The 16,869-nt window shown below is 46.5% G+C and carries 12 protein-coding genes; 3 read left to right on the forward strand and 9 right to left on the reverse strand.

Annotated elements, in window-relative coordinates; genetic code table 11:
* Positions 1–6: 6 nt before the first annotated feature.
* From proQ to rluC, 6 genes are all read right to left on the reverse strand, one after another.
* Positions 7–654 (reverse strand): RNA chaperone ProQ, encoded by a 648-nt coding sequence (proQ, locus tag ACFO4O_RS04810; protein ID WP_382406222.1) that lies wholly within the window; start codon positions 652–654, stop codon positions 7–9.
* A 33-nt stretch (positions 655–687) separates the two neighbouring features.
* Entirely contained in the window at positions 688–963 is a 276-nt protein-coding gene (locus ACFO4O_RS04815) for a hypothetical protein (RefSeq protein WP_382406223.1), read from the reverse strand.
* Positions 960–1,412: a GAF domain-containing protein gene (locus tag ACFO4O_RS04820; protein WP_382408233.1), complete on the reverse strand. Its 453-nt coding sequence runs from the start codon at positions 1,410–1,412 to the stop codon at positions 960–962. Before ACFO4O_RS04820 ends, ACFO4O_RS04815 begins: the two co-directional genes overlap by 4 nt.
* A gap of 35 nt (positions 1,413–1,447) precedes the next feature.
* Positions 1,448–2,191 carry an SIMPL domain-containing protein gene (locus ACFO4O_RS04825; protein WP_382406224.1) on the reverse strand — a complete coding sequence of 248 codons (744 nt, stop codon included), beginning with the start codon at positions 2,189–2,191 and terminating at the stop codon, positions 1,448–1,450.
* Positions 2,192–2,370: 179 nt separating this feature from the next.
* Positions 2,371–3,006, reverse strand: a complete 636-nt coding sequence (locus tag ACFO4O_RS04830) for an HAD-IA family hydrolase (RefSeq protein ID WP_382406225.1) — start codon at positions 3,004–3,006, stop codon at positions 2,371–2,373.
* The gene (rluC, locus tag ACFO4O_RS04835) at positions 2,996–3,940 is read right to left on the reverse strand and encodes a 23S rRNA pseudouridine(955/2504/2580) synthase RluC (protein ID WP_382406226.1); all 945 of its coding nucleotides are present in this window, start codon (positions 3,938–3,940) and stop codon (positions 2,996–2,998) included. Before rluC ends, ACFO4O_RS04830 begins: the two co-directional genes overlap by 11 nt.
* Positions 3,941–4,468: 528 nt before the next feature.
* Between rluC and rne the strand changes: the two genes are divergently transcribed.
* Positions 4,469–7,648 (forward strand): ribonuclease E, encoded by a 3,180-nt coding sequence (gene rne, locus ACFO4O_RS04840; RefSeq protein WP_382406227.1) that lies wholly within the window; start codon positions 4,469–4,471, stop codon positions 7,646–7,648.
* Between the two features lie 140 nt (positions 7,649–7,788).
* On the opposite strand, the gene ACFO4O_RS04845 is transcribed toward rne, so the two are convergent.
* Both ACFO4O_RS04845 and topA read right to left on the reverse strand, forming a co-directional pair.
* Entirely contained in the window at positions 7,789–8,349 is a 561-nt protein-coding gene (locus ACFO4O_RS04845; RefSeq protein ID WP_382406228.1) for a DUF2058 domain-containing protein, read from the reverse strand.
* 5 nt (positions 8,350–8,354) lie between these two features.
* A complete protein-coding gene (topA, locus tag ACFO4O_RS04850; protein ID WP_382406229.1) occupies positions 8,355–11,000 on the reverse strand; it encodes a type I DNA topoisomerase in 2,646 nt (881 codons plus the stop codon).
* A gap of 327 nt (positions 11,001–11,327) precedes the next feature.
* Between topA and astB the strand changes: the two genes are divergently transcribed.
* The gene (gene astB, locus ACFO4O_RS04855) at positions 11,328–12,668 is read left to right on the forward strand and encodes an N-succinylarginine dihydrolase (protein WP_382406230.1); all 1,341 of its coding nucleotides are present in this window, start codon (positions 11,328–11,330) and stop codon (positions 12,666–12,668) included.
* Between the two features lie 93 nt (positions 12,669–12,761).
* Here astB and ACFO4O_RS04860 read toward each other — a convergent pair whose 3' ends face one another.
* Positions 12,762–15,365, reverse strand: a complete 2,604-nt coding sequence (locus ACFO4O_RS04860) for a beta strand repeat-containing protein (protein WP_382406231.1) — start codon at positions 15,363–15,365, stop codon at positions 12,762–12,764.
* Between the two features lie 143 nt (positions 15,366–15,508).
* Between ACFO4O_RS04860 and ACFO4O_RS04865 the strand changes: the two genes are divergently transcribed.
* Complete coding sequence (locus tag ACFO4O_RS04865; RefSeq protein ID WP_382406232.1) at positions 15,509–16,861, forward strand: dicarboxylate/amino acid:cation symporter; 1,353 nt, start codon at positions 15,509–15,511, stop codon at positions 16,859–16,861.
* Positions 16,862–16,869: the final 8 nt, after the last annotated feature.

Here is a 16,869-nt window from a genome sequence, read left to right on the forward strand (position 1 = left end):
TTGTTGCTAATCAACTAACGCTCTTAGCTGTTGTTGTTGCACTTTGACTGTCATCCCTGAGTTTAGTTGCACAAACACGCCATCCTTTCCAACTTCGGTAACAGTAGCCGGCATAGGCTGTTGCCCTACCTTTACAGATACCTTTAAACCAACCTTCAAGCCGTCTGCTTGGATAGGGGCAACTTTCATTTTTGGTTCGGATACTGGCTTAGGTTTGCGCGCTTGAGTCGCCGCGCCGGGCTTTTTGTTGCGTTCGGGCACTTTGGCTCTGGCGGCTTTGCGCGGTGGTGCTTTGCGCGGTGGCTTTTGCTTTTCTCTGATCTCGGCCGCTTTTTGCTTACTAAGCTGTAGCTGCTCTTGAGCATGCTGAGCGTGCTCCGCCTCGACTGTATCACCCGCTTCGCCGTTTAAATCGATACGAGCTACCCCTTCTTTCACCGAGGCTAAATATTTCCATCCGCTGGTGTAGTGACGCAAAGACATGCGTAAAAGGCGTTTACTAACGAGTTCTGTGGTATCGAGCTCCTGCGCCAAGTCTTGAAATATACCTATTTTAAGTGGCTGAACTTTTGCGTCCAAAACGAAGCATTTAGGAAATCGCTCAGCTAGAAACGCCAAGGTTTCTTTCACGTTCGTTAATTTTTGTTGTTCCATCAAATCGTCTTATATGTGAGTGTATATCGCCATTTATTCGGCATTATTCCAAGTATTGTAGAGATGATCCACCCAATCAAGCAAATCGTCAACCTCAATATCGACTAAATATTTATCCTGATGCCAATATTCCCACGTATTTGCTAGCAATTCCTCTAGCTTACCTGTGGCAATATCTTCGTCTGCTTTGTCATACACCATATGCAAAGCCATATTTAATTTTTCGCTCGCCAACTCAGGGTCGTCATGAAAATCGTCCATATCCTCACTGGTGCACAACACCATATGAATGTCGACCAAATGCTTCATGGTTGCCCCTCGTAATGTTTAACGACTAGGGCAACAAGCGCCTCCAAGCCCTTTTTATCTTGCTCGTCAAACCTTGCCACTAACGGGCTGTCAATATCCAGTACGCCCACTAAAGCTTTATTAATTACGATAGGAATAACAATTTCTGAATTCGATGCTGCATCGCATGCGATATGTCCTGCAAATTCATGAACGTCATCAACAAGTTGTGTCTGCAGGCTTGCCGCGGCAGTCCCGCATACGCCCTTACCCATGGGAATGCGGATACAGGCAACCTGACCTTGAAAGGGACCCAGCACAAGCTCGTTATCTTTGTATATGTAAAAACCAGCCCAATTGACGTTTTCGAGCTGATTGAATAAAAGTGCACTGATATTTGCGAAATTTGCAATTTGGTCAAATTCGCCGTCAATTATCGCTTTCGCTTGCTGACACAGCAGCGTGTACATTTCGGATTTTTCGGTATTCAATTCCTGATATCACTCTAGTTTTGTTGTTTACGGCTTAAGGTATGGACTTCAAATACAACTTCAACGGTACTTTCGATAGTATTTTGCCCTGGCAGTGAAGCCGGTGCATCGGCAGCCTGCGACATCAACATGCGTCCGTTGCGCTCAAACATGTGTTCGGGCGGCTTGGTGCCATCGCTCATGAACAATACATGCCCTACCTCCATACCCATCTCATCTGCCATATCAATGGCCTTTTCGCGGGCGTTGTTCAGTGCCGCTTTAGTCAGCGCACGTTTGAGCGTATCTAAGTTCTGATTAATGAGTGAAAACTGACCGATACTGGATGGCGAAAGCGTGGCAATTTTTTTAATTAAAGCGTCGAATGCTTCAATATTGTCGTGAGTAAAATAAAGCGTACGCCTGTATACAAAGCCCTTGTTAACCTGCTCTCGCTGTTGATTTCCCATGCTCGTTTGAGTTTCAATCCATGGATATAGCGTCACATCCATCGAACGGATGTTATTTTCATTGACGTCATTGTCGATGAGCATTTTGCTTGCTTTGTTGATGCGGGCATCTACCGCGTTCTTGATGATAACTAAATCGTGTCCGCGTTCTTCAAAGGTAAAGTCCATATTAAACGCGTCGGGGGTAAACTGCTGTTTAGCATGACCACTTACAGCGAGAGTCCGCACGGTTTGAGCAACAGCGTAGCTAGTGGCAATTAAACACCCCGCAACTAAGCACATTACTGCAGTGAGCTGTCTCAAATTCATTTGTCGTCTCCTATGGCCTAACAGTGGCCAAACAATGGCCAAATAAGTTTTTTAAAAGCGTACCTACCAGCATAAGCATACACACAGGCATAAGCACAAAGTATTCATATACAGCCTGATTTACCTGTTAACGCCTAAGCTTTAAGCTAACTAAGTCCATATTGCCTGCGCAACATCGATTAAACGTGTTTGGTAATATCTACAAATCTATCGATGACAGCCACAGGCGCGTGTTCTTTCAGCATATCGGGTGCATGTACCCCATACGACACTGCTAGGCGCGGCATACCTATCGTCTCTGCCATTTGCATATCATATACAGTGTCACCCACCATGAGAACATTTTTAGCCTCCACTTGCCACGTATCAAGCAATTGAAGCAGCATGTCTGGTGATGGTTTTGATTCTGCTTCATCGGCACAGCGTGACGCATCAAAAAAATGCGCGCTCTTAGTATGCTGCCAAGCACGCTCCAATCCCCTCCTCGCTTTTCCTGTAGCTACCCCTAAGCAATGCGTCTGTTGCAGGCATGAAAGGGTTTCGATGGCACCTTCAAACAGCGGGCTGGGCGTTTGGTCTTTTTCTATGAAGATGCGTTTGTAATGTTCGGCAACCTGTTCTGCCTGAGCAAGAGGAATATTAAACAACTGTGCAATGGCAGGACGCAAACTTATGCCAATAATATGTTTAACAGCATTCTCACTAGGAATAGGCAGCTTTGCGTCTGCTGCAGCCAACTGCATGCATGATACAATTTTGGCAGCTGAATCCATCACCGTGCCGTCCCAATCAAAAATAATATGGCTATAGCGCATTGAGTTTGTCCATTAACTTAGATAATTTACTGTCGTAGGGTGCGCGAAAAGACACTTGTTCGTCTGTGCGCGGATGGATAAACCGAATCTGCGCGGCATGCAAGAATAGTCTGCTGCCCCCAAGGGTCTTGATATGCTTGTCAAATTCAGCGTCACCGTATTTATTGTCGCACGCAATAGGATGCCCTGCATGTAGGCAGTGCACCCGTATTTGATGAGTGCGGCCGGTAATCGGTTTTGCTTCTACCAGCGTACTGTGGGGAAACGACTGGAGTATGCGAAATTTAGTTTCGCTGGGCTTACCCATGTCTGACACCTGCACCATTCTCTCGCCACTTTGCAGGGTATTTTTATGCAGCGGCGCTTTTACTTTGTGGCGTTTTTCAGGCCAAGCGCCTGCCACCAAAGCATGGTAGATTTTATCAACCTGATTGTTTCGTAGTTGCTCATGCAGATGGCGCAATGCCGAGCGTTTTTTTGCAATCAACAAACACCCTGACGTTTCTCGGTCGAGCCTGTGCACAAGTTCTAAAAATGGTGCATCTGGCCGCAAAACGCGCAGCCCCTCAATCACGCCAAACTGCAGCCCACTGCCGCCATGCACCGCAATGCCTGAAGGTTTGTTCAATACAATAAAGCGTTCGTCTTCATATAAGATGGCATCTTGTAAATAGGCGACGCGTTCAACTTTAATGACGGACGGCTCTGGTGCGTCTAAGCGAATAGGCGGCAGGCGAATTTCATCCCCCGTTTGTAGCTTGTATTCAGGCTTAATCCGCTTTTTATTCACCCGCACCTCGCCCTTACGTAAGATGCGGTAAATCTTACTTTTTGGTACGCCTTTTAGTATTCGAATCAGATAGTTATCAATTCTTTGGGATTGTTCATCTTCACTGATGCTAATGAACTGCACTTTATCAAAGGATTCTGTCATAAGACCTTGCATTAATTGTAAAATTTCTCGACATTTACATATCTCAGAAAAAATTTGTGTGATAGTATCACGACTTGTGTAATTTGGTTGCTTGATTGAAGGGCAAACAACCCGAGACCAAGTGAAAAGACTTGGCGCAACCAAAAGTATGACTCATTAGCCTTAAACTACATAATGAGATAAACACAAAATAGAAACAACAGAAATAGTTTAGAGATGTTCAAATGCCTTTCGCATGATCGCAGGCGCTAAACGCGGCCTCGACACTTTCGCACCCTCCATCATGATAAGGCGCGACGAAAACACAAGCATTTGAGCCGATATAATAAGTCACAAAGACTGACGTAGCAGATAAATAAAGCCCCAAGCATCCTTATGGCGCTTGGTGTAGAACGAATACAAAATAAACATTATCACTCGCGCGGTAAAACTACTGTGTACAATTTGATAGCGCTTTAAGCACAATCGAGAGATTCTGCAGACAATTTGTTTGCTACTAGGTCTGGACAAATAACAGAGCTAGTTAATATGAAACGTATGTTAATCAACGCCACTCAACAAGAAGAGTTGCGAGTTGCCTTAGTAGATGGCCAAAAACTCTACGACCTAGACATTGAAAGCCCCGGCCACGAGCAAAAGAAGGCCAATATATACAAAGGCACCATCACTCGCGTAGAGCCGAGTTTAGAGGCAGCCTTTGTTGACTACGGCGCTGACCGCCACGGGTTCCTCCCCCTAAAAGAAATTGCAAAGACCTACTTTCCAAAAGGCTATCGCTTTGAGGGCCGTCCAAACATAAAAGAAGTCATCAGTGAAGGGACTGAGGTCATTGTACAGATCGATAAAGAAGAGCGCGGCCAAAAAGGCGCGGCGCTCACTACCTTTATTTCTCTTGCCGGAAGTTATCTAGTATTAATGCCCAACAATCCTCGCGCCGGTGGTATCTCACGCCGTATTGAGGGGGATGAACGAAGCGAATTAAAATCTGCTCTCAGTGAACTAGATATGCCAAGCGGCATGGGATTAATTGTTCGCACCGCAGGCGTAGGAAAATCAGCTGCTGAATTGAAGTGGGACTTAAGTGTACTGCTGCATTACTGGGAGAAGATTTCAGACGCCGCTGAGTCGCGCCCTGCTCCATTCCTCATTCACCAAGAAAGTAACGTGATTGTACGAGCGATTCGAGATTATTTGCGTCGCGATATTGGTGAAATACTGATAGATAGCCCAACAATTTATAAGCAAGCGCTTGAACATATTGAAGTGGTTCGCCCCGATTTTGTGAGTCGTGTGAAGCAGTATCAAGGCTCCGTGCCGCTGTTCTCTCACTATCAAATAGAAAGCCAGATTGAGTCAGCGTTTCAGCGTGAAGTGCGCCTGCCTTCTGGCGGTTCAATCGTAATCGACCCAACAGAGGCCCTGACCTCTATTGATATTAACTCTGCTCGCGCAACAAAAGGCGGAGATATTGAAGAGACCGCTTATAACACCAACCTAGAAGCAGCCGACGAAATTGCGCGTCAACTGCGATTGCGTGATTTAGGTGGACTGGTTGTTATCGATTTTATTGATATGTCTCCGGTCAAGCATCAGCGCGAAGTTGAGAACCGAATGAAAGCGGCAGTTGAAAGTGACCGCGCGCGCATTCAATTAGGCAAAATTTCACGATTTGGTTTACTTGAGATGTCGCGACAGCGCTTGCGCCCGTCGTTGGGTGAATCAGCCCACAATGTGTGTCCACGTTGTGACGGACACGGCACCATTCGTGGTAATGAGTCATTAGCCTTATCCGTTTTGCGCATTATCGAAGAAGAATGCATTAAAGATAATACTGGCCAAATTGAAGCACAACTGCCTGTAGCGGTCGCCACTTACTTATTAAATGAAAAGCGTGACGCTATTGTTAGCCTGCAAAAAAACCACACGGTACAGCTGCTGATAATCCCTAACCCTAATCTCGATACGCCGCGCTATCAAATATTGCGTCGTAAGAGTGCTGAGATCATCAATGACATCAGCTATAACGTTGAACTAGTAAAAGAACCAGACGCAGAACAAAACGCGACAGCAACGCAAGTTGTTAAGCGTGAAGAGCCTGCACTACAAGGAATGAGTGCACCCACGCAAGCGCCAAATACGCCCGAGGTGAAAGCACCTGCACAAGATGCAAGCGCAGAACCAGGCTTATTAAGTAAGTTAGGTGCTTGGCTGTCGGGTTTATTTGCGACTGAAGAGGCGCCGAAAACGCCAGCGAAGAAACCACAACAAAAACGCGGACAAAATCGAAACGGTAAGCGTCGTCAGGGCGGCAATCGCAATGAACGCGGCGAACGTAACGAACGAAATAAAGAGCGTGGCGACAAGTCTACTGAACGCGGCGAAAAACGCACCGAGCGTAGCGACCGTAATGACAGTCGTGGCGAGCGCGGTGGTGATAGAAATCGTCAACGAAATAGACGCCCTAACAACGATAATAAACGTGACGCAAGTCTAGATACAGAAGCGCCAGTAAGCGCAACTTCTAGCGACACTGAAGTATCGAATGGCGCTCAAGCCACGCCAAAAGCAGCTGCACAGAAAAAGGTGCCGACCCAGCGAAGAGCCAGACGCCCGGCTCGCCAGAGCGTTAGAGTAGAGGACGAAAGTAAGACCTCTGCAACTTCCGCCAATGCAGACACATTGACTGCCCCAGAGCCGAAACTCGCAAGTGATAAGGCTGTTGCTGTCGATGTTGACACAACAAGTACTTTGGAAACATCAAATGCAAGTACTGAGGCCATAACGGCGCAGACAAGCGCTGATGAACAACCTAACGAGCTATCAAGCGAGCAAGTGGGTGAATCAACAGACACCAGCGCCGCATCTGCTGACGCATCGGCCCACTCGCCTACCGACGAGAGAGCGAATAATGTTGATACTGATGAAGGCGCGGCGAGTGCAGCGAGTTCGGAAAGCGAAGCAAGCCCCGAGAGTACAGAAAGCGCAGGCGAAGAACCGAAAGACGGCTCACGCAGCCGCGCACGACGCTCTCCTCGTCATACCCGCGCTGCTGGTCAAAAGCGTAAGCAAGCGAGCAAAGAACTTGACACTGACGAGCAGGCCATACAGCCCGAACTTGCTTTTGACGCTGAGCAAAACACTGATGCAAGCGCAAAAAGTGAGAATGCTGACGAGGCAAACCTCTCTGCTGATACCCCATCTACTGATGCCCCATCTGCTAATGAAGTCTCGCGCAGCGAAGATGCGCAGGTAGAAGGTAAAACAGCAGAGCTTGATAGCAGCAAAGCGGATACTCCACAGACAGCATCGCAAAGTATTGTAGAGCGCGCTGCCGAAAAAGCAGAGCCAGTGCAAGCTGAAATAGCGTTAAACGCTGAAAACGCTAAGGACGCTGAAGATGCAAAAACAGTAAACGTTGCACAGCCTGATGCACCATCCGAAGATGCAGTCGCGCCAACTGCAAAGGCACCAGCGAAACCAAAGGCCAAAGCTAGCGCTAAAAAAGCACCTGCAAAAGACAAAGCAGCCATGATTCGCGTATCGCACCCTATGGCAAATCCAAAAGCTGTGGAAATGCCTGAATCGCAAACCTACACTGCAATGGACGACGATACTCGTGGCAAGTTTGCACAAGCCGGCAAACCTGCTTTGGTAGCCAATGCATCATCAAGTGCAAGCGCGCCTATGGCAACGCCGCCTAGCGTTTAAAAGCCTGGCGTATAGAAGCTACGAATCAAAACCAAGAAAGCCCTCAACTTTGAGGGCTTTTTTTTGTCTTCATTTCTGAAACTAAGCCTGAGCTTTTAGTTGCTCTCAGGCTAGCATGCTAACGACCTTTTAAGAGGCAATTACCACATTAAATCATCTGGAATGTCGTAGTCAGCGTACCAGTCGTCGTTATCGTCAGCTTTACTGCGAGCTTCGGCTGCCGTGTCAGCAATATAAATAACGGCTTCAGGCATTCGCGTTTGGATTTTATCTGCTACCGGTAAAGGCACCAATTCATATTCATTCGCTTGATAAGATACCACGGCGAGCCGCGCTTGGGTCACGTCTTTGTGGGTACGTTCGCTAACGTACATGCGCTTTACAAGCTTGTTATGTGTAAAGTTTAGGGCCACATCGCCATTGTTTTTGGGCTGCGCATTTACCTTAATCAAGTTAGCAACCTGTGCAGCAAGCTCTTTTTGTTGGGCCACTGCTTTTTGCGCTAGGGCAAGCTCTTTATCTTTAGCCCGTTTTGCAGCTAAGGCCTGTTCGGCAGCAATTTTAGCCTCATCTTCGATGACCGCTTTTTTATTGCTTTGCTTTGCCTTTACTTTTTTGTGGCGTTCTTTTTTGGCTTTTTGTACCTGCTTTTTGTCAGCGAGGCCAGCCTTCAAAAGTTGATCTTGTAATGAACCACCCATGTTAGTTACTTCTTCTTCGCTGTTTTACGTTTATCATCTACCACCCACTTGCCGTTTTGATACCACGCTGACCAGCCCGTGGCTTTCTGTTTGCCGTCTTCTGACATCACATATTGCTGTTTCGTTTTACGACTGTAGCGAACAATAGTTGGGTTACCGTCAGGATCTTTTTGAGGCGCATCTGCCAGATAATAGAACTTTGGCGATATACGGTCTCTAAACCTCGCTAATTCAGCCACGAGCGGCGCGCGTGTTTCCCTTGATTTAGGGAAGGTAGAAGCTGCCAAAAAGATGCCAGAGGCACCATCACGCAGCACAAAATGCGCGTCTGAATTTTCGCACTCAAGCTCAGGCAAAAATACGGGGTCTTCTTTAGGTGGCGCAGGCTCGCCGCTTCTGAGCAGCTTACGAGTGTTTTTGCAATCTTCATTCGTGCAGCCAAAATACTTACCAAAGCGTCCGTTTTTAAGCTCCATATCACTTTGGCATTTATCACACTCAATGAGCGGGCCGTCGTAACCTTTAAGCTTAAACGTACCTTTTTCAATTTCATAGCCAGGGCAGCTCGGTGTGTTGCCGCACACATGTAGTTTGCGCTGTTCGTCAACGAGGTAGCTGTCCATAGCGGTAGAACAGATAGGGCAACGACGCTTAGCCCGCAACACTTCGGTTTCAAGTTCCTCATCATCCGACACCTTAACCACCTCATCTCCGGGGGTAAGATTCATCGTTTGTGTACAACGCTCTTTAGGAGGCAAGTTGTATCCAGAGCAGCCCAAAAACACGCCAGTGCTGGCTGTACGAACGTTCATGTGACGTTGGCACTTTGTGCACTCAATATCAATCGGCACCGCCTGATTAGGCTGCATGCCGCCCTCTTCTGTGGGCAGTTCGGCTTTTTCAAGCTGTTCGGAAAACTCGCTGTAGAAGCTGTCTAACACGCGTTTCCATTCAAGTTCACCGTGCGCTATATCATCAAGGCGCTGTTCCATATTCGCGGTAAAGTCATAGCTAATGAGGTCGGCAAAATTGCTGACTAAGCGGTCGTTAACAATCTCACCCATTTTTTCTGCATAAAAACGCTTATTCTCAAGCCTTACGTAACCTCTATCTTGAATAGTGCCGATAATGTTTGCATAGGTGGATGGACGTCCAACGCCGCGCTTCTCGAGCTCCTTAACTAAGGAGGCTTCGTTGAAACGCGCAATGGGCTTAGTAAAGTGCTGCTTAGGCTCAAGTTTTTGCAAGCTAAGTACGTCGCCCTGCTGCACATTTGGTAACTCGCCATCATTATCGTCTTTGCGTTTAACTTGGTTAAGCACCTCAGTCCAACCGGCAAATACTAACACACGCCCTTTTACGGTAAGCTCATAATCTCCGGCGGCCACTTTTACCGTTGTGGCATCATATTTTGCGTTTGTCATCTGGCAGGCAACAAACTGACGCCAGATAAGCTCATATAAACGCTGTGCGTCTCGTTCCATCTCAGTTAGGCTAGCGGCCTTAACTTTAACATTCGAAGGCCGTATGGCTTCGTGTGCTTCTTGTGCGCCCTCTTTGCTTCCATAGAGTATTGGCTTGCTAGGCAAATACTTATCGCCAAACTGTTTTTGAATATATTCGCGACAATTGTCTACCGCTTCACTGCTAAGGTTAGTTGAGTCGGTTCTCATATAGGTGATATGGCCGGCCTCATATAGACGCTGCGCCATGGTCATGGTTTTTTTAACCCCAAATCCTAAGCGGGTGCTGGCAGCTTGTTGCAGTGTAGAGGTAATAAATGGCGCCGATGGTTTACTTTGCGTAGGCTTTGACTCACGGCTCACTACTTTGTACTGAGCATCTTCAAGGGCTTTGAGCGCCGTATCGGTTTGCGCTTTGTTAGTGGGTTTGAAGTTCTCGCCTTTGTATTTTTGCACCATCATGCGCAATTGTTCAGCCTTTTGCGTTGCTAAATCGGCATGCACGTCCCAAAACTCCTCGGGCACGAAAGCCTTTATTTCACGCTCACGCTCTACTACTAAACGCGTTGCCACAGACTGTACACGCCCTGCTGACAACCCTCGGGCAACTTTTTTCCATAACAAAGGCGAAAGCATGAAGCCAACAATGCGGTCTAGAAATCGCCTTGCTTGCTGCGCATTAACCCGCGCAATATTCAATTCCGAAGGATGCGCAAAGGCCTCTTTGATGGCAGATTGCGTTATTTCATTGAACACGACGCGCTGAAATTTTTTATCTTTGCCTTTTAATAGCTCTTGCAGATGCCATGCAATGGCCTCTCCTTCCCTATCCAAATCCGTTGCGAGATAAATCATGTCTGCATCTTTGGCGAGCTTTTTCAATTCGCTGACGACTTTTTCTTTACCCTGCAAGATTTGATAATGTGCTTCCCAATCTTGTTTGGGATCAACGCCCATGCGATCAACTAGCTTGTTGTACTCATACTGCTTTAAATATTGTTCTTTCTTTTTATCGGTCCAAGTATTGAGCTCTTTTGCTGGTTTTTTAGTCTCAATTTTACCCAATGCTTTAGTGGGCAGGTCACGAACGTGCCCGACACTGGATTTAACAATAAAATCTTTGCCTAGATATTTATTTATTGTTTTAGCTTTTGCTGGTGACTCGACTATTACTAGTGATTTGCCCATTAAATAAGAAAACCTTATGTTTTATAGATGCTTAATATAAATGTAAGCGCATCTAATGCGGTGTTGTGTGCTTCATTCCTTTTTAACATATATCTACAAAGTGAATAGAAAACAAGTTGTTATATATATTTATCTACAACGATATGGGTAAAGCCTTTGTTTTTATTGATGTTTTCTTGTTTCGCCCATTGGCAAACAAAAATTACTCCGTATAATCTTGGCTAAATTACATGCGCTCTACACTTTACTTGAACTTACTCTATTGCGTGCGATAGGGTGTATCACGAGGTTGAGCGCACTAGCACATTGAGGCTCGGAGAGTACGTGATGAAAACAGTAGAAGCAAATTTTGATGGATTAGTGGGCCCGACTCACAACTACGCAGGCTTATCGTTTGGCAATATTGCATCTAAGTCTAATGCTAATGCGGTGAGTAATCCTAAGCAGGCAGCACTGCAAGGCCTAGACAAAATGAAAGCGCTTGCGGATATGGGAATGATTCAGGGGATCCTCGCGCCGCAAGAGCGCCCAGATGTTTATGCTCTGCGCCGATTAGGGTTTAACGGGACCGACGCAGCCGTCATGAAAAATGCCTACGCACAAGCACCGCATATTTTTTTAGCGTGTTGCTCTGCATCAAGCATGTGGACTGCAAATGCTGCTACAGTCTCTCCTAGCGCCGACACTGCAGACAAACGCATTCACTTTACACCTGCTAATTTAACCAATAAATTCCATCGTTCGATTGAGCCAGAGGTAACAGGTAATGTGCTCAAAGCGGTGTTTAATAACGACGCGTTTTTTGCGCATCATAAGCACCTGCCCGACAACGATCACTTTGGGGATGAAGGTGCAGCCAATCACACGCGCCTTTGCACTGAATACGAACAACCGGGGGTTGAGTTATTTGTATATGGCAAGCATGCCTTTGACGACAGTCAGGTAAAACCCACTAAGTTTCCTGCGCGGCAAACCATTGAAGCCAGCCAAGCAGTGGCTCGACTGCATCAACTCGATGAAACTAAGACGGTATTTGCCCAGCAGCACCCAGATGTAATTGATGCAGGCGTATTTCATAATGATGTAATTGCCGTGGGTAATAAAGACGTACTGTTTTATCATCAGGATGCATTTTTACATACCGAGAAAGTGCGCCAACAAATACAACAAGGCTTGGGGGATGCAGCCTTTCATTTTATTGAAGTGCCCCGCGATAAGGTCAGCGTACAAGATGCAATAAAAAGCTATTTATTTAACACGCAGCTTATTAGTCTGCCTAGTGGTGAAATGGTGATAATTGCGCCGATGGAATGTGAACAAAATACCGCAGTGAAAACTTATCTAGATTGGTTGCTTACTCAAAATAATCCTATAAAACGCGTGCTGTTTTTTGATGTAAAACAAAGCATGCAAAATGGCGGTGGTCCCGCTTGTTTGCGCCTTCGGGTGGTGCTAAATCAACATGAGCAGCAAGCCGTAAACTCTGCATGTTTGATGAACGAAATGAAATATGGTCAGCTCCAAACTTGGGTGAACAAACACTATCGAGACCGTCTGCACGCAGACGACCTCATTGACCCTCAACTGTTAAACGAATCTAGAACGGCACTGGATGAACTCACCCAGCTTCTTGGCCTCGGCTCGGTATATCCGTTTCAACAAATTTAAGTGATATTGTAGATAGTTTATATAGATAGCTTATAAAAAAGGGCCCGATTATGTTCGGGCCCTTTTTAGTTACTTTACATGCTTTACGACGTGTTAATTTCTCAAGCTACAGTCTGGAAGCACGCCAAAGGGATTGGCTGGTGGCGGATTAGTTTCTTCCGTCAAATCGCTTGCAGCAGCACCCAGACCGTAGAGCTGCGTCTCAGAAGACTCAGTACCTGCTGACTGTCCAAATACCGTTAACGAGGTTGATACCCAACCACCAAACTGTTTGGCATATCGCACTTCCAAGTAGGCTTGACCATTTGCATCAGTTACGGCAACGCCATCTCTGAAGCTAACCACCGCTACGTTTCCTGGTGTAAGTTGGCCGTCTCTGTTGGTGTCCTCACCAATGTCTAGTACGCCATCTCCATTAGCATCTTCGCCTGGGTCGAGTTCACCGTTACGGTTTAAATCTTCAACAATGTCCAAACGACCGTTACCATTTGCATCTTCACTGTTACAAGAGAAAGGTGCAGAATATTCGACTGGGTCAGTATTAGGTATTTCTAGGCCTGCAGTAAAATAGACCTGTGCATCACCATCCCATACCCATTGCCCCTTTCTGTAAGCATTAAGGACCGGCGGCGTTGCGCTGGCGGTAAGTGTCGCTCCCTCAATTGGACGACCTGCAGCATCGGTAACAAATACAGAGAATTCTTTGATATATGACGATTGGTCAGGAGATTCAACTGCATTACCTGTACCGATTGAAATATCAAAGGCTCTATCGCCTACTGTTAGCTGAGTAATGCCTGTTTCGCCATCACTTTCCGCCTCAATGGTCACACCTTCAAACTGACTGACCGCGTTCGACGTAAATACCGTTGACGCAATGCCGTTGCTGTCGGTAATGGCAGTATTAGGCGAAATGCTACCGCCTGTGGCGTCAGCTAAAATGCTGAAATTAACGGTTTTACCTGTAACCAAGTTACCTCTAGAGTCGCGCACTACCGCGGTAATTGTGGCGGTTTGCCCTTCTGGCCCGATTACGTCGGGCGTTGAGTCAACAAAAATACTGGCTACTTCGCTGGCAATAAAGTCGATATTCGCACGAGCACTCACTTGAGAATTAGTCGCAACATCAGTACCGACCGCTGAAATTGAAGCAGGACCCGCAAACTGTGAAGTAATATTCACTGTTGCGATACCGTTAGCATCCGTTCGCGCAACATTGGCTGACACGTTACCGCCAAGTACCTCACCTCTAGACGTGGTGACAGTTACGTTGCCATTAGCAAAAGGCTGACCATTTTTGAACCATCGTAATCTAATTGGCTCGTTGGTATTGAGCGGTACGCCTGCGGTATTCAATGACACAAAGCTAAAATCATCTTGCTGTACCGTTACCGGGAAGCTTCGCGTGGCATTAAGCGCAGACGCAGTAATTACGTCTTCGCCAGATTCGGTCGCCGTATACAGTACAGTGACTTGACCATTAGCATTGGTCACAGGTGTTTCGTTGTCAATACTGCCATTGCTTGCCGTTACTGAGACTTGCTGATTGGCGATGCCGTTGCCATCTGAGTTTGATAATACGATGGTGATTGGCGCTGAATCGCCCAAGATAACTGAACTTGCACCGTTTAGGTTTACTTCTGTTCCCACAACGCGCACCACAACAGACGCACTCAATGTGCCCGAAGTCGCTGTCACTGATACTTCGCGGTTTTCAGGGTTGTTAATAGTGCTGAGTAAGGCTCTTGCTGTACCGTCTTCTCCGGATACCGAGTCAACAATGGTCAAAGATGCATTTTGGTCAGCAGAAAATGAAACTGGAATATCCGCTAACAACACATTGTCTTGACTTTTTAGCACAGCAATTAATTCAATTTGGTCAGTGCCGCTAGACGCAAGTTGCGTGGTGCTGGCAAATAAATCTAAGGAAAACGCGCCTTGTTGAGGTGCACCCGCTGATTCAAACCCAATGGTTTCACTCACATCACCAAATGTTGCGGTAACCGTACCGCTACCAGATGCAGTGCCTACAAATAATTGAATGCTGGCAACACCATCATCGCCGGTTAGGGCTGTACCGGTATCATTTTCAAAACTTGCTAAGTCGGCTTGGCTTAATGTAAAACTAACCACCTGATTGCTTACTGGCGCGCCCGATGCGTCAGTGATGGTTGCCGATAGCGTAATAGGTTGAGCGTCGCTTAAGGCTGTGCTGCTTGCACTCAAACTCAACTGCAGCGCCGTGGCGTCTGGTGCGCCAGAAGAGTTGAAACCAACCGAAACACTGACATCTTCGCTGTAAGTGGCTGTAATAGTACCGCTACCGGATAACTCACCCGCGGTGAGACTAATTTCGGCAATCCCTTCAGCATTAGTCAGCGCTGTGCCCGTATCATTGTCAAAATTGGCCAAGCCTGGGTCGCTCAATGAAAAGGTAATTACGGCGCCGGCAAGTGCACTACCATCAGATGTTGCCGTAACGCGCACGGTTAATGGCGTATCTGCGTCTAACTCCGATTGTGCTTCGCCAGCCGCATTGAAAATGCCAATTGACAGGGCAACCACCTCAGTAGTCGGATTTGATGGTGTTGTAGGAGGCGTACCGTCCTGCGTTCGCTCCAGAGAACCCCCACCGCCACAGGCCATTAATAACCATGTCAGTGAGAATAACCAAAATATGCGTGTTACCTGTTTCATGTTGCTACCTTGTCTTTAAAAAGTTGACAGTGCTGCGCGTAAGCAAAGCTGATATTTGAAAATAAAAATCGGTTTAGCTTTTGCGTCATCCTTGTTAGTCTTTCGTATCTAGGACACATAATCAGAACAAAAAAGGTCGTCTTATGTCGCAAGACACAAAAAAATCAAACTTAACCTTAAGAATTCTTATCGGCATGATTGCCGGAATCGTTATAGGCGCTTTGCTACAAATGTCGTTCGATGATAGCGGAGATCGCGTTATCAATATATTTTCAACGTCATTTTCTACGTATGGTTTTTTCGTCGATGGTATATTTAACATCGGCGGAACCATTTTTATAAACAGCTTAAAAATGCTCGTTGTACCGTTAGTCTTTGTATCGTTAGTTTGTGGCGTAAGCAGTTTGTCCGATCCGTCTAAACTAGGTCGTCTTGGCGGAAAGTCTGTCGGATTATACGTATTAACCACTTGTATTGCAGTAACTTTTGCCCTAATTATGGCCTTAATTGTAAAACCGGGCGAAGGTTTTATTATTCAGACAGACGCGACATTTGCGCCAAGTCAAGCGCCAAGCCTTGCGCAAGTGATTATAGACATGTTTCCGTCAAACCCAATTAATGCTATGGCAGAAGGAAATATGCTGCAAATTATTGTATTTGCTGTATTAGTTGGCATCGCAATGTCTAAATGCGGTGAGAATGGCCTAAAAGTACAAAAAGCGTTTGAAACCATAAACGACGTGATCATGAAAATCGTCCTTATTATAATGGCCTTAGCGCCTTACGGGGTGTTCTTTCTAATGGCTAAGTTAGCCGCCACTACTGACTTGGCCGCCTTCGGCAGCATTCTAAAATATTTCTTCTTAGTCTTCTTTTTATTAATTGCCCACGCGCTCATCACTTATCCTACACTGCTTGTGTTGCTGGCCAGACTCAACCCAGTTACTTTGCTGATTAAAATGAAAGATACCGCCATTTTTGCGTTCAGCTCATCAAGTAGCAGTGCCACGCTTCCCATTACCTTAACTACCGCACAAAAGAAGCTTGGTGTAGACCGCAGCGTGGCATCATTTACCATTCCCCTAGGCGCCACTATAAATATGGACGGCACAGCAATTATGCAGGGCGTTGCCACGGTATTTATTGCACAAGTCTATGGCGTAGACTTGTCGACCGGTGACTTACTCATGGTAGTGCTAACAGCGACCTTGGCATCAATCGGCACCGCGGGGGTTCCGGGAGTTGGTCTTATTATGCTCGCCATGGTGTTACAGCAGGTCAACTTGCCCGTTGAGGGTATCGCGCTAATAATCGGCATAGACCGATTGTTAGATATGACGCGCACCGTGGTTAACGTCACCGGTGACTGCACCGTAGCAACTATTGTCGCCAAATCAGAAGGCGTGCTCAACGAGGATATCTACAACGCAGACCCCTTCTCAGATGAAATGACTGAAGCTGCAAAGGTTAGCGGGCATAACACCCAGGAAAACTAGCTATTCAT

The sequence above is a fragment of the Glaciecola siphonariae genome, from assembly GCF_042652645.1.
Classification (GTDB): Bacteria; Pseudomonadota; Gammaproteobacteria; order Enterobacterales; family Alteromonadaceae; genus Glaciecola; species Glaciecola siphonariae.

Bases quoted from the DNA above. Each gene is read 5' to 3' on its own strand.
- proQ (WP_382406222.1), bottom strand. From the start codon at position 654: ATGGAACAACAAAAATTAACGAACGTGAAAGAAACCTTGGCGTTTCTA.
- ACFO4O_RS04815 (WP_382406223.1), bottom strand. From the start codon at position 963: ATGAAGCATTTGGTCGACATTCATATGGTGTTGTGCACCAGTGAGGAT.
- ACFO4O_RS04820 (WP_382408233.1), bottom strand. From the start codon at position 1,412: ATGTACACGCTGCTGTGTCAGCAAGCGAAAGCGATAATTGACGGCGAA.
- ACFO4O_RS04825 (WP_382406224.1), bottom strand. From the start codon at position 2,191: ATGAATTTGAGACAGCTCACTGCAGTAATGTGCTTAGTTGCGGGGTGT.
- ACFO4O_RS04830 (WP_382406225.1), bottom strand. From the start codon at position 3,006: ATGCGCTATAGCCATATTATTTTTGATTGGGACGGCACGGTGATGGAT.
- rluC (WP_382406226.1), bottom strand. From the start codon at position 3,940: ATGACAGAATCCTTTGATAAAGTGCAGTTCATTAGCATCAGTGAAGAT.
- rne (WP_382406227.1), top strand. From the start codon at position 4,469: ATGAAACGTATGTTAATCAACGCCACTCAACAAGAAGAGTTGCGAGTT.
- ACFO4O_RS04845 (WP_382406228.1), bottom strand. From the start codon at position 8,349: ATGGGTGGTTCATTACAAGATCAACTTTTGAAGGCTGGCCTCGCTGAC.
- topA (WP_382406229.1), bottom strand. From the start codon at position 11,000: ATGGGCAAATCACTAGTAATAGTCGAGTCACCAGCAAAAGCTAAAACA.
- astB (WP_382406230.1), top strand. From the start codon at position 11,328: ATGAAAACAGTAGAAGCAAATTTTGATGGATTAGTGGGCCCGACTCAC.
- ACFO4O_RS04860 (WP_382406231.1), bottom strand. From the start codon at position 15,365: ATGAAACAGGTAACACGCATATTTTGGTTATTCTCACTGACATGGTTA.
- ACFO4O_RS04865 (WP_382406232.1), top strand. From the start codon at position 15,509: ATGTCGCAAGACACAAAAAAATCAAACTTAACCTTAAGAATTCTTATC.